General features: G+C 39.5%; 13 protein-coding genes and 1 riboswitch. Of the genes, 4 read left to right on the top strand and 9 right to left on the bottom strand.

The features are described 5' to 3' along the window. Nucleotides 1–267: 267 nt before the first annotated feature. The 3 genes from IGI79_RS03355 to IGI79_RS03345 all read left to right on the top strand — a co-directional run bounded on the left by IGI79_RS03355 (nt 268) and on the right by IGI79_RS03345 (nt 4,809). Nucleotides 268–909 (top strand): lytic polysaccharide monooxygenase auxiliary activity family 9 protein, encoded by a 642-nt coding sequence (locus IGI79_RS03355; RefSeq protein ID WP_010736127.1) that lies wholly within the window; start codon nt 268–270, stop codon nt 907–909. 407 nt (nt 910–1,316) lie between these two features. Continuing rightward, nucleotides 1,317–3,032 (top strand): ABC transporter ATP-binding protein, encoded by a 1,716-nt coding sequence (locus IGI79_RS03350; protein ID WP_023519227.1) that lies wholly within the window; start codon nt 1,317–1,319, stop codon nt 3,030–3,032. A gap of 1 nt (nt 3,033) precedes the next feature. After that, nucleotides 3,034–4,809 (top strand): ABC transporter ATP-binding protein, encoded by a 1,776-nt coding sequence (locus IGI79_RS03345; protein WP_066026201.1) that lies wholly within the window; start codon nt 3,034–3,036, stop codon nt 4,807–4,809. A 77-nt stretch (nt 4,810–4,886) separates the two neighbouring features. On the opposite strand, the gene IGI79_RS03340 is transcribed toward IGI79_RS03345, so the two are convergent. The 4 genes from IGI79_RS03340 to IGI79_RS03325 all read right to left on the bottom strand — a co-directional run bounded on the left by IGI79_RS03340 (nt 4,887) and on the right by IGI79_RS03325 (nt 6,764). Continuing rightward, on the bottom strand, nt 4,887–5,420 hold the full coding sequence (locus tag IGI79_RS03340; protein ID WP_010736130.1) for a folate family ECF transporter S component: 534 nt from the start codon (nt 5,418–5,420) through the stop codon (nt 4,887–4,889). A 36-nt stretch (nt 5,421–5,456) separates the two neighbouring features. Continuing rightward, a riboswitch (THF riboswitch) is annotated at nt 5,457–5,554 on the bottom strand. Nucleotides 5,555–5,708: 154 nt separating this feature from the next. Then, nucleotides 5,709–6,140, bottom strand: coding sequence for a methylglyoxal synthase (gene mgsA / locus IGI79_RS03335; protein WP_019722486.1), 432 nt, complete (start codon nt 6,138–6,140; stop codon nt 5,709–5,711). Between the two features lie 63 nt (nt 6,141–6,203). Continuing rightward, nucleotides 6,204–6,530: a type II toxin-antitoxin system PemK/MazF family toxin gene (locus IGI79_RS03330; RefSeq protein ID WP_104776820.1), complete on the bottom strand. Its 327-nt coding sequence runs from the start codon at nt 6,528–6,530 to the stop codon at nt 6,204–6,206. Then, on the bottom strand, nt 6,531–6,764 hold the full coding sequence (locus IGI79_RS03325; RefSeq protein ID WP_066026200.1) for an AbrB/MazE/SpoVT family DNA-binding domain-containing protein: 234 nt from the start codon (nt 6,762–6,764) through the stop codon (nt 6,531–6,533). A 564-nt stretch (nt 6,765–7,328) separates the two neighbouring features. Between IGI79_RS03325 and IGI79_RS03320 the strand changes: the two genes are divergently transcribed. Next, nucleotides 7,329–8,438, top strand: coding sequence for an ABC transporter ATP-binding protein (locus IGI79_RS03320; protein ID WP_104870565.1), 1,110 nt, complete (start codon nt 7,329–7,331; stop codon nt 8,436–8,438). 82 nt (nt 8,439–8,520) lie between these two features. On the opposite strand, the gene IGI79_RS03315 is transcribed toward IGI79_RS03320, so the two are convergent. From IGI79_RS03315 to IGI79_RS03295, 5 genes are all read right to left on the bottom strand, one after another. Then, nucleotides 8,521–9,147, bottom strand: a complete 627-nt coding sequence (locus tag IGI79_RS03315; RefSeq protein ID WP_438845715.1) for a hypothetical protein — start codon at nt 9,145–9,147, stop codon at nt 8,521–8,523. A gap of 251 nt (nt 9,148–9,398) precedes the next feature. Next, nucleotides 9,399–10,283 (bottom strand): 16S rRNA (adenine(1518)-N(6)/adenine(1519)-N(6))-dimethyltransferase RsmA, encoded by an 885-nt coding sequence (gene rsmA, locus IGI79_RS03310; RefSeq protein WP_195274183.1) that lies wholly within the window; start codon nt 10,281–10,283, stop codon nt 9,399–9,401. Then, nucleotides 10,276–10,845, bottom strand: a complete 570-nt coding sequence (gene rnmV, locus IGI79_RS03305) for a ribonuclease M5 (RefSeq protein ID WP_019722492.1) — start codon at nt 10,843–10,845, stop codon at nt 10,276–10,278. The genes rsmA and rnmV overlap by 8 nt, the downstream gene beginning before the upstream one ends. Further along, the gene (locus IGI79_RS03300) at nt 10,838–11,614 is read right to left on the bottom strand and encodes a TatD family hydrolase (protein WP_065096136.1); all 777 of its coding nucleotides are present in this window, start codon (nt 11,612–11,614) and stop codon (nt 10,838–10,840) included. Before IGI79_RS03300 ends, rnmV begins: the two co-directional genes overlap by 8 nt. 136 nt (nt 11,615–11,750) lie before the next feature. Next, a complete protein-coding gene (locus tag IGI79_RS03295; RefSeq protein ID WP_010736139.1) occupies nt 11,751–13,073 on the bottom strand; it encodes an APC family permease in 1,323 nt (440 codons plus the stop codon). Nucleotides 13,074–13,231 lie beyond the last annotated feature (158 nt).

The following is a 13,231-nucleotide window of genomic DNA, read 5'->3' as shown; positions in this document are numbered from 1 at the left end:
TCCTCTCAATAAATTCTTTTGTTACTTGTTTTATCCCCATGTCTTCCCTTTCTATACTGTGCAAACGCAACTCCTTCAGTGGCAGTTCTTTCTCCAGCGAACATTTGCGTTTCACCTAAAAAATGACTAAATAGTATAATTTCTAATAACACTCGCGATGAACGAAATTTTTTTGTTGCAATAACATACATAATTTTCAGATTAAAAATATATCAGTTATGATAACAATCGTACATTACATAAAGTAAAAATATCGGAGGAATTATTATGAAAAAGAGTACGTTAATTGGTTTAGGATTCATTTTAGCAGGTATCGGAGCAAGCACGCTTACTTCTGTTGATGTTGCTGCTCATGGTTACGTTTCTGAACCAGCAAGTCGTGGCTACCAAGGAAGCCTTGACAAAAATACAAACTGGAATGCTGCATTCAAAAAATACGGAGCTGTTATCAATGAGCCACAATCTCTTGAAGCACCAAAAGGATTCCCAGCTGCTGGACCTGAAGATGGTCAAATCGCTTCTGCAAATGGTGCGGTAGGTGATTTCTTATTGGATCAACAAACAGCCTCATTGTGGACAAAACAACAATTGACAGCTGGTGCAAATGATTTTACTTGGACATTCACTGCCAACCATGCAACAACGAAATGGCATTACTACATGACAAAAGCCGGTTGGGATCAAAATGATGCGTTGACAAGAGACGACTTGGAATTCATTGGTGAAGTAGGCAATGATGGACAACTAGCTTCTACTAATCCGACACATTCGATCAACATTCCCAATGACCGTTTAGGTTATCATGTGATCTTAGCTGTTTGGGATGTCGCTGATACTAAAAATGGGTTCTATAATGTCATTGATGTCGATGTTAAAGGTGAAACAGTTTTAGCTGACTTACAAAAATAAAAAATTATTAATGACCGAAAGAGACCGAGGCAGGAATCTTTAACCACGGAAAATAAGTCACCATCTACGAGAGTTGTTCATCAATTTTTTGTAGATGGTGCTTTTTTGTAGTGATTTTTTTCTATGGTTTATTCAATTATAGGCGTTGCAAGAGCGACAACGCGTTAAGCGTTATGGTGTGATTTCTTAAGTTTTACTAAAATGTGTGGATTATGAAAAGGCTTGTTCTCTTTTCATTCTAAATTTCATAAGCTACAATATGAGAGTACCTAGTTATATCATCGTTAGATTTCTCGCTGCAAGATATTTTTGTTGCTTTAAGGATATCTATTTATCATAAATCGGTTGTTTTTTGCCGATAGACGTTCGAACAATATTGGGTAACTTGTTTTTAGGAGGAAATTTTTATGATTCAGTTATTGCGCTATGCGAAAGACTATCGAAAACAAATCATCCTAGGTCCTGTATTTAAATTTTTAGAAGCAGTCTTTGAATTGATTTTACCTTTACTGATGGCTTCGCTGATCGATAATGGGCTAAAAATGAACAATCGTGAAGTGATCATCAATATGGGTATCTGGATGATCGCGATGTCGGTGATCGGATTGATCTGTGCCATTATTTGTCAATATTATTCATCCATTGCCTCTCAAGGGTTTGGAACAGAACTTAGAAATCAACTCATCAAAAAAATCAACTCTTTCTCCCATAGTGAATTAAATCATTTTGGGACGGATACATTGATCACACGCATGACCAATGATATCAATCAGTTGCAACTTGCACTCGCAATGGTTATCCGTTTATTGATCCGAGCACCTTTTTTAAGTATTGGATCAGTAGTGATGGCGTTTGTGATCGACTGGCAAGTCGGGCTATTCTTCTTAGCTTTATTACCAATTTTTTCAATCATTTTATACTTTATTATCCGTAAGACGATCCCCCTCTATCAAAAAGTCCAAGAAAAGTTGGATGGTCTAAATGAGACTGTTAGCCAAAACTTAAGCGGGGTTCGTGTGATCCGAGCATTTTCACGTACCAATAAAGAAATCGAAACATTTGACGAAAACACAGATGTCTTAGCAAAAAATTATTTACGTGTTTCCAATATCTCCGCTTTGCTCTCTCCGGCAACGACATTGATCATGAATGTCGGGATCATTTGTCTATTGACTGTCGGCGGGGTCAAGGTAAATATCGGTTCCTTACAACAAGGACAAGTTTTAGCTTTGATCAATTACATGAACCAAATGTTATTAGCCTTGATCGTCGTTTCCAATCTTGTCGTGATTTTTACTCGTGCAGAAGCTTCTGCTCAGCGGGTCAAAGAAGTCTTAGATACCGAAAATACCATTACAGATGCTGAGACTCCTAGTGAACCAGTCATGGATTCTGAAACAATTCTACAATTTAAAAACGTAGATTTTCGTTATACGCCAGAATCTGGTCTGTCATTACAAGGAATCAATTTCACTTTGAAACGCCAAACTGTCTTAGGGATCATTGGTCCGACCGGAAGTGGGAAGACGACATTGACACAATTGATCCCACGTTTTTATGATGTTAGTGAAGGCTCTGTGCTATTTGATGAACAAGACGTTCGTGACTGGCCCTTAGATACATTACGAAGTCAAATTTCGCAAGTACCACAAACGGCTGTCTTATTCACCGGTACCATTCGGGAAAATCTTCAGTGGGGAAAACCTGACGCGACAGACGCAGAGTGTTGGGAAGCTTTGGCAATTGCCCAAGCGGAGGATTTTGTTCGCCAATTACCCAAAGGTTTAGACACAAGAGTCATGGAGAATGGGAAAAATTTTTCCGGAGGACAAAAACAACGGTTGACGATTGCTCGTGCATTGATCGCCAAACCTGCCTTATTGATCTTAGATGACTCCTTGAGTGCCCTTGATTATCAAACGGATCTAAACTTGCGCCAAGCACTACAAACTTCCCTCAACACAACGGTCATCATTATTTCTCAACGCATCCGTTCGATTCAACAAGCAGAACATATCCTCGTCATGGATCAAGGAAAAATCGTGGCCCAGGGTACGCACGATACATTGCTTAGTCAATCTTCTGAGTATCGTGAAATCGTGGCATCACAGGAGGAGGAATAAAATGAAAACAAAAAAACTATCTTGGCAAACGCTCAAACGTTTTGTTCCTTATCTGACGGCCCATCCACGTGAAATTTGGTTAGCTGTCTTGTTGGGAATCGTCAATGGTGTTGCTACCGTCGTAATGACCTTACAAATCGGTCAAAGTATCGATCAAATGGTTGGTGTGGGACAAGTCAACTTTACTCGATTAGTCCAACTTCTGTTGATGTTTGGCGGGATCGTTTTACTTAATGTCATCAGTCAATGGCTGATCCAAGTATTAAGTAACCGATTGGCTTACCTCTCCGTTGCGAATCTACGAAAAGATGCCTTTGCTCGTTTGAATCTTTTACCTTTAAGATACTATGATCAAAATTCACATGGGAATATCGTCAGCCGTTTCACAAATGATATGGACAATATCTCCATCGCGATATCAGCGGCGTTCAATCAATTATTTTCTGGGGTAGCGATCATTATCCTCTCACTGATCTTCATGCTCAACTTGAGTCCGTTATTGACACTTGTCGTCATTTGTTCGACACCAATCATTTTCTTAGTCAGCTGGTTAGTCGCACGGGCTTCTCAAAATGATTTTGATAACCAACAAAAAATCATTGGGAACATTTCAGGATTCGTTACGGAACGTATCGGTAATCAAAAAATCATCAAAGCGTTCCAACAAGAAGAAGTCAATCAACAGCAATTCAGTGCATTGAATGCTGACTTATATGAGAAAGGGCAGCGCGCGCAATTCTCTTCTTCATTAACGAACCCATCTTCTCGTTTTGTCGATCACTTAGCCTATCTCTCCATTGGTTTGATTGGTGGTTTACTTGCCTTACGAAGTGATTCAACGATTACTGTCGGGATCATTTCAAGTTTTACGATCTATTCTAGTCAGTTTTCGAAACCTTTTATTGAATTATCAGGGATCACGACACAGATCCAAACAGCATTTTCTGGTTTAGAACGAGCATTTGAATTGATCGACCAACCGGAAGAAACGCCAGATGAACCTTTTGCGTATCAACTTGATCCTCAAACGATCAAAGGCGAGGTCGCTTTTAAACATGTTTCTTTCTCTTATGAACCACAACAACGGTTGATCGAGAATTTCAGCTTTGTTGCCAAACCAGGTCAAACAGTGGCAATCGTTGGTAAAACAGGAGCTGGTAAATCCACATTAGTGAATTTATTGATGCGGTTTTACGATGTCAATTCTGGGACGATCACGATCGACGATTATGATATTACCCAAATCGCCCGTGATTCCCTACGCAAGAGCTTTGGGATGGTTTTACAAGATACTTGGTTATTCGACAGTACGTTACGAGAAAACTTACGTTACGGGAAGCCAGATGCCAGTGATGAAGAAATCAATGAGGCCCTAAAATCAGCCTATATGTATGAATTTGTCCAACGCTTGCCACAAAAACTAGATACACGCATTGGTGGACAGGGATTAAAAATCTCCGATGGGCAGCGTCAATTACTGACGATCGCTCGTACGATGATCAGTAATCCCCCTATGTTGATACTTGATGAAGCAACAAGTTCAGTGGATACATTGACAGAGAAGAAAATCCAAAATGCCTTCCTAAAAATGATGGAAGGAAAAACTAGTTTTGTGATTGCCCATCGCTTGTCCACGATCAAAAATGCCGATCAGATCCTCGTGATGGATCAAGGGGCAATCGTTGAGATGGGTACACATGATGAATTATTGAAAATCGAAGATGGTAGCTATCGTCAACTTTATCAAGCGCAATTTACTGGATCGGTTGAAAAATAGTGAACATCGAATCAGATGATTTTTCTGATCTATGCAAAAAACAAGCAGTCTTCTGGGATGGGAAGACTGCTTGTTTTTTATTTTGTATGCGTCGTTAAACTCCGCAAAATTCTTTTATATGGCATGGCGCGCCCAATCACGTAGATCATCGTCGATTGGATCGGCAACCAGATAATGGCTTTTAATAAACGTGGTCCCCAGAATACCCAGTTCATCGGTACTTGATACATGATGACCAACCATAATGGTGTCAGGATCAAGCTAACGAACACTGTCACACTGAGCGTGGCTAAGATTGCATTTTTCCAAGTGATCTCTTTGCGATAGAAAAAGAACCCATAAATCGCTCCTTCAATAAAAGCATTCAACGTGAAGCCGATGAAAAAGACAGATTTAGGAAATAATGCCATACCCACCACATCAGCTAACACAGAACCGACCCCTGTCCAAAATGGGCCAAATAAAATACCCATGATTACTTGGGGAATGAACGTTACACTGATTTTGAGTAATGGTGTTTCAAATGAAACTAAGCGAGACAACGTGACCATCAATGCGATCAGCAGTCCCATGATCGTAATCATACGAGCATCTAAACGATTTTTCTTCATTTCTAGCATCTCCTTTAAGAGCTGCTACATGTTTCATGCAGCGAATGCGAAAATAAAACCGCGAACTTACGTCCTTCGTCCTAGAGGCAACATCCCATCCTCTAAGCACTTAACGCTTTATTTTCTACTCTGTTAATAGTGGGAACTTATCCCAGACAAACTATAGCATAGAAAAGGAAGAACTGTAAATAAAAAAACCTAATGTTCTAAACGAAAACGATTCCTAAGTTCGTAACATGGCAGACATTCGCCTTGATCAACTGTCTCTATCCTCATAAAATCCGAATTTTAAATCTTATTAGGAAAAGGGATCTTACTTCCTTCTTCATGGATCACTTGTCGGAACTCCAAAAATCCGGCTTCAAGCCCTCGTAATAAAACTTCTGCGGTACCGATATTCGTTGCTAAAGGAATATCATATACATCAGCCAAGCGGATCAACGCAGTGACATCAGGTTCATGAGGTTGAGCTGCTAAAGGATCACGCAGGAAAATCACCAGATCCAATTCATCTTCTGAGATCATCGCGCCAATTTGTTGGTCACCGCCTAAAGGTCCTGAATTGAACCGATGGACCGATAATCCTGTGGCTTCTGCAATCTTTTGTCCGGTCGTCCCTGTCGCGAATAGTTCATGTTGTTCAAGTATGATTTTATAGGCTGTTGTAAATTTGATCATCAATTCTTTTTTACGATCATGTGCAATCAATGCTATTTTCATCCGTCCTCACTCCTTTTTTACCAGTGTAACAAATTTCTTTGTGGTTTGATATTTTTCAAATTTCTATAAAAACATATCAAGAACTTCTAGTACATCCACCCATGTCAGAATATCACATTGTTCAATTTTTATTATGTTTCTAGCGGTGTAGTCAATTGAACGCAACTGATGTGTAACAACTTGTCCAGAAATGATTTGTGGTTCTTTGATCTTAATATATGTATCAAATTTTCTTTCAATTGATGTGATTGGGCAAATCAAACAAAAACCAGTGTATTGGTTGAAGTTATTCTTACTTACTACCAAACCTGGTCTTCGCTTCTGTATTTCCTTTCCTCTAGCTGGATCAAAATCCAGCCATACAATATCTTTTTGCTTTGGATAATCCATTTATAGTTCCTCCCCCTCAAGGTTCATCTCATCCCACTCTTTATCTTCTTGGGTGATTGAATCTCTAAAGCCTGCCCATGCCTCTGGAGTCTTAAAAATATCTTCTTTTTTGGGCTTTAATACATATGTTTCACCTATTTTAATAATCGTATATATTTTTCCAACTTCTGGAGAAATATCTTTGGGAAAAATCGCTCCTACAGAATTTCCAATCTTTCTAATAGTCGTTTCCATTATTATCATCTCCCAGCTTATATTAAATTGAGTTTAACTTAATTTAATATGAAAAACAAATTTTGTTTTCTTGGTTGCCTGCTTTTTTATATCTCTTAATATCTACAAAGTATTGCTCTAAGATAGTGAATACACGGTAAATCTTTGATAACTCGCGCAGTAAAAACCAAAAAATAAATTGCCATATTGCTGGAGTTTGCTCTCATTATTGAAGGATCTGCTTCATGAACATCATTTATTCTATTTTATAGGTGATGAGGTTGTGACAGAAGTGTTCAGCTCCGAGAAATAAGCCAAGAAAACCGAAAATTGTTTTTCAAATTTTTGGGTTTCTCGGCTTATTTCCGAAGGAGTTACTTCTGGAACACCGTTTATTCGCTTTTAAGGATAGAAACAAAAATGAATTTTATTTTTGTCTCACTTTCCACGCACTTTCCAATTATTTTGTACACATTGACGAAAGTTCCTACGAATTCTTGTTCATTGTGACATTGATTATAGATAGCGCTTTCAACTATACTAAACACATCAAATAAAAGAAAAAAAGAAAGCGTGGTTTGTACGATGGTAGAAATGGCTCTGAAAAATGTATACAAGAAATATGACAATGCAGAAAACTATTCTGTTACTGACTTTAACTTGGCAATCAAAGATCGCGAATTTATCGTATTCGTTGGTCCTTCCGGTTGTGGGAAATCAACAACTCTACGAATGATCGCTGGTCTTGAAGATATTTCTGAAGGGGAATTGAATATCGGCGGCAAAGTAATGAATGATGTTGCTCCTAAAGACCGTGATATCGCGATGGTATTCCAAAACTATGCCTTATACCCTCACATGACGGTATTTGACAACATGGCGTTTGGTTTGAAATTGCGTAAATACGACAAAGCCGATATCAAACAACGTGTAGAGAATGCTGCGGAGATCCTTGGGTTGACTGAATACTTAAAACGTAAACCTGCTGCTCTTTCAGGAGGACAACGCCAGCGTGTCGCTTTAGGTCGTGCCATCGTACGTGATGCAAAAGTCTTCTTGATGGATGAGCCGTTGTCAAACTTAGATGCCAAACTACGTGTAGCCATGCGTGCCGAAATCGCGAAGTTGCATCAACGCTTAGAAACAACAACCATTTACGTTACCCATGACCAAACAGAAGCCATGACGATGGCAGACCGTATCGTCATCATGAAAGATGGATTCATCCAACAAATCGGTTCACCAAAAGAAGTTTATGACACACCAGTCAATATGTTCGTTGCTGGCTTCATTGGTTCACCTGCCATGAACTTTTTCAACGTAAAATTAAGCCAAGGGGTTATCTCAGATGGTCATGGACTAAAATTGAGAATCCCTGAAGGTAAAAATAAAGTATTAGTTGAAAAAGGTTATGAAGGCAAAGAACTTGTCTTTGGTATCCGCCCTGAAGATATCCACAGTGAACAAGTTGTCTTGGATGCTTCACCAGAAACTGTTGTCAATTCAGAAGTCGTTGTATCAGAATTACTTGGTGCCGAAACCATGCTTTATACTCGCACTGGAACAACTGAATTTATTTCGAAAGTTGATGCTCGTGACTTCCATAAGCCAGGAGAAATGATTGATCTTGCCTTCAATATCAACAAAGGCCATTTCTTTGATAAAGACACAGAAGATGTCATCACGATCCCTTAATTGACGATAAGCAAAAGACCCAAGGATCTTTCGATCTTGGGTCTTTTTTCTGGTGATTTTTCAGTCTTTGTTTGTGTGATAGCTAAACGACTTTTTTGATTGTTCCTTGCATGATCTCTTTCTTTTGCTGTTTCTTGGCAGCAGTGAAAACTGGGACATCAAAGAATTTACTCAATGTTCCGGCAATGAAGTAAGCGATATTGTAATCCACCAAACTATGGATCAAGCCACCGATCCCCATCAAGATGAATACGGTATAGAAGTAGCCTTCTGCATAGTATGTTTCCGGCATATTCCCAATGAAGAAGAACACACTCACCACTAGCATTTCGATGATCGAGTGGATCACGCCGATCAATAAGTTAAACCCTTGAAAACGCCAGTTCATTAATGTGAATTGCCCGTCTTTTAAGACGATCCCTGGTTTTTTTTGTAAATACCATGCACCGATTAGAGCGAATACCAAATGAGACAATGCACGAAGCGCAATAATCACAGGTGTCGTCAAGAAGAAGCCAAATGTTGTACCTAGCGCCACTGCCACAGCTACACCGGGTGAAAAAAACATTGCGATAAATAATGGCACATGTGAAGCTAGTGTAAATGAAGCAGGCGGAATTACGATCTTAGGCATGATCATCGGAATAAGAACGCCCATCCCGATCAATAAAGCGGAAATTGTCAATTTTCTTACAGAATTTGTTTTCATTTTTTTACTCCCTTGATGTGTCTTGACACATTTGTTTTGACCTATTGTACCGCTAACTTTCTAATGTGTCAAGACACATCAAGAGAAACAAGGCGCCTGAAATACCACCCTCTCTAAAATCGAATAATTTGATCTTGGAACTTGTTTCCTAAAATAGTCAGGCATCACTTGAAGAATACCCAAAATGGTTTTCTCAAGTGATGCCTTCAGACTTAGAGCGAAAAGACTTTTTCAGCCTTCTATTCCTCATTTTATTTTTTTAGATGTTCCATAGCATTGCTCAAAGCAGCAAATTCTTCTAAAGAAAGTGTTTCTCCTCGTCTTTTCGGATCGATTCCTGCCTCCGTTAGACTTTCAGTTAACCAACTTTTAGTTGCTTCGTCTTTCCCATAGGCATGTTGCAAATTATTCCATAAAGTTTTTCTACGCTGTTGAAACGCAGCCTTTGTCAGACGGAAAAAGGCTTTTTCATCCGTTACGGAAACTGCTGGTGTTGCGCGTCTTGTCAATTTCAAGATCGCTGAATCCACGTTTGGTTGTGGCACAAATACTGTTTTTGGCACAATAAACGCCAAACTTGCTTCCATATAGTATTGCACAGCGATCGATAAAGAACCATATGCTTTTGTTCCCGGTTTTGCTGAGATGCGATCAGCGACTTCTTTTTGCATCATCACGATCATTTCGTCAACCACTACGTCTGATTCAAGAAAGTGCATCATGATCGGTGTCGTAATATAATAAGGCAAATTAGCTACCACTTTCAATGGTAACTGCTCGTTGAATTGAGTATTGACTGCCTCTGCTAAATCAGTTTTCAAAATATCTTGGTGGATGACTGTGACATTCGGATAAGGTGAAAGGGTATCTGCCAAGACAGGAATCAATCGATCGTCGATTTCAAATGCGACTACTTGTTTGGCATGACGCGCGATTTGCTCTGTTAATGCACCAATTCCTGGCCCTACTTCGATCACATTAGTCTGCTGATCGATTTGACCAGTTTCAATGATTTTCCGAAGGATATTCGGCTCTGTCAAAAAATTTTGTCCTAAGCTCTTCTTAAAAGAGAAGCCGTGCTTCAATAAAATTTCTTTTGTTCTAGTGGGTGTTGCAATATCCCGATATTCACTCATAATGATCCTCCACTTTTTTCATTGCCTGCTTAAACTCAGTTAACGTAATTCGGAACATGTTCAATCGTTTTTCCAATTGTTTTCCGTTCGTATAGCCGATGCGTAATTCATCACCGAGCATCTCACGTTTTTCTTTTGCATGTGCTCCGGCAATCAATCCATATGCAACCAGCATTTGTCTAGTGATCTCCGGCGCTTGGGTCTCATCATCGACTGGCGTAACGACTTTTTTCAACGCTTCTAATATCGCTTCATCACTCGCATGTTCGACCCCCAAGCTTCCTTTTTTTTTCGGTACGGCTTGGTTCCTTGGCAAAAACGCATGTTTTGCTTGTGGTACCACTTCCATGATCGTTTTACGGATCTTCTCACCTGAAAAATCCGGGTCCGTAAAAATAATGATTCCACGAGTTTCTTGGGCATGTTCGATCTGCATCAAGATTTCTTCATTAATCGCTGAACCAATCGTTTCTATCGTGTCGGCTTCAACCACTTCTTGTAGCCTTCTCGTATCGTCTTTTCCTTCGACAACAATGATTTCTTGGATCTTTAATTTAGTCATGCTCTGACAATCCAAATAAATGATGCGCGTTTTTCCATGTTTGGGCCGCTACTTCTTCCATTGGTAGTTGACGAAGTTCAGCGATCTTTTCGACTGTGTAACGAGTATACCCTGGTTCATTTCTTTTTCCTCGATAGGGCACTGGCGCTAAATAAGGAGCATCCGTTTCCACTAATAGACGATCCATTGGGACGTTTGTCGCTGCTTCTTGCACATCTAACGCCTTTTTGAATGTCACGACACCACTAAAAGAAATGTGCATCCCTAAATCAAGGAAGCGTTGTGCCCATTCATAATCACCACTAAAGCTATGCATGATTCCGCCAATATCACGAATGTCTTCTTCTTTTAACACCTTATAAGTGTCTTCCAAGGCCTCTCTCGTATGGATACTGATCGGTAGACGCATTTCTTTTGCGATGGCGATCTGTCTTCTAAAGATTTTATCTTGGACTTCTTTGGGATCTTCCATCCAATAATAATCCAGTCCGATTTCACCTAAAGCAACCACTTTTGGTAAAGTCAGTTGTTCTTGTAGTTTGTTTTCGATTTCTTTCGTATAGCTACCAGCTTCTGTAGGATGCCAGCCGATGATGCTATAAATGTTTGGGTAATCTTGACTAAGCATCAAGGATTTTTCGATCGTTGGTGTATCAAAGCCTACAACGGCCATTTTAGTCACACCTAGTTCTTCTGCACGCTGGATCGTTTCAGGAATATCATCATTGAATTGTTCCGCGTTCAAATGAGTATGAGAATCAAATATCATCTTTATCTCTCCTTTTCATTCATTACTTTAGCATATAAGCAGGCGTTAAAGAAGTCTCAAAGACTAAAAAACATGAGATATCGTACAAAGAAAGACAAGAAATGACTTGATTCACTTCTTGTCTTTTCATTATCAGTTAGTTACTTTCAGTTTGTCTTTTTTTGTAGTAAAACACAGGTACACCTAACAATGTGACTAAGATTCCGATTAATGCCAAATTCGTTTGTGTGATCAGTGTCATCCCTAAAATAAAGATGGCTCCTAAAATCGCAATGATCGGTATCACTGGATAAAGGGGTACTTTGTATGGACGAGGCATCTCTGGGGCTTTCTTTCTTAAAATAAATACGCCAATAAAAATCAATAAGCTAAATAGCCACATGACAAAAATCAACATATCTGTCAGAAAATCAAATGAACCCAAGCTCATCATGATACATGCAATCGCTAGTTGGAACAATGCAGGTACATAAGGAACGGTGAATTTTTTTGAGAGCTTTGTCAACTGGTTACTGAACGGCAACTCATTTTCTAATGCCATTGCATATGGGACACGAATCCCAGTCAACGTATAACCATTCAGTGCGCCGTAGACAGAGATCAAAATACCGATCGTAACGATTTTCCCTCCTAGTTCACCGAAGATGACCGCTGACGCATCAGATGAAGCATTCAAGTTCCCAGCAATTTGATCAATCGGTAATGTTTTTAAAAAGACGAAGTTGATCAATAGATAAACGAATGTCACAAAACTCAATCCTAGAATAATCGCTTTTGGTAGATCCTTTTCTGGACGTTTCATTTCTCCAGCCATGGCTCCGACACCTAACCAGCCATCGTAAGCGAAAAGTGTCGCCAACAAAGCACCACTAAGTCCTTCTGCCCATGAAACACCTTGTCCGGCTTCTACTGGAAATAATTGAACAGTACCCTGTCCAGGTGTCAGAAGCCCCCAAATAATGATCACTGCAATTGGGATCAACTTGACTACCAATGTAATCGATTGAACGTACGCACCAACTTTGGTCCCTAACAGATTCAATCCAGTGATAGAAAGTGCTGTAATAATAGCAATCACTAATAAATAATCAGGAGATAGCTGTAAGAGATTGATCAGCTGTGTTGCAAAGATGATCGATAATGCCGCAATGTTCGCTGGAAAGTAAATCAAACTTTGTGCCCAGCCCAATAAAAAGCTGGGTAACTTGCCATAAGCTGCTTCAATGTACTTGACCGCTCCGCCAGTTTCAGGAATGGCAGTGGCTAATTCAGCGACTGTTAGCCCCGCACAGATCGTTAAGAATCCCCCTAACAACCACGCGAGTAACGTCAAACTTGTTGATTGTGTACTTGCCACTACCGCTGCTGTTTTAAAAAAGACGCCGGCGCCGATCACAGTTCCCATTACTGTGGATAATGCACCAAACAAATTGATCTCGCGTTTTAATTTTCCCTTCATCCTCTTCCTCATTTCGTATTTCTTTTTTATTTTTTTCAGTATAACCGAGAACTTTTCATTTTACCATTCTTTTCAGAAATTTGTAGTGAAAATATCCCTCTAAAGACGGATGTATTCTTGTCTTACTTCTTATAGAATGAAGCTACTTGAAATGTAAG

It is taken from the genome of Enterococcus sp. AZ084, from assembly GCF_051714905.1.
In the GTDB taxonomy this organism is placed as follows: domain Bacteria; phylum Bacillota; class Bacilli; order Lactobacillales; family Enterococcaceae; genus Enterococcus_B; species Enterococcus_B pernyi.
This window is presented reverse-complemented; position numbering and strand designations above follow the sequence as displayed.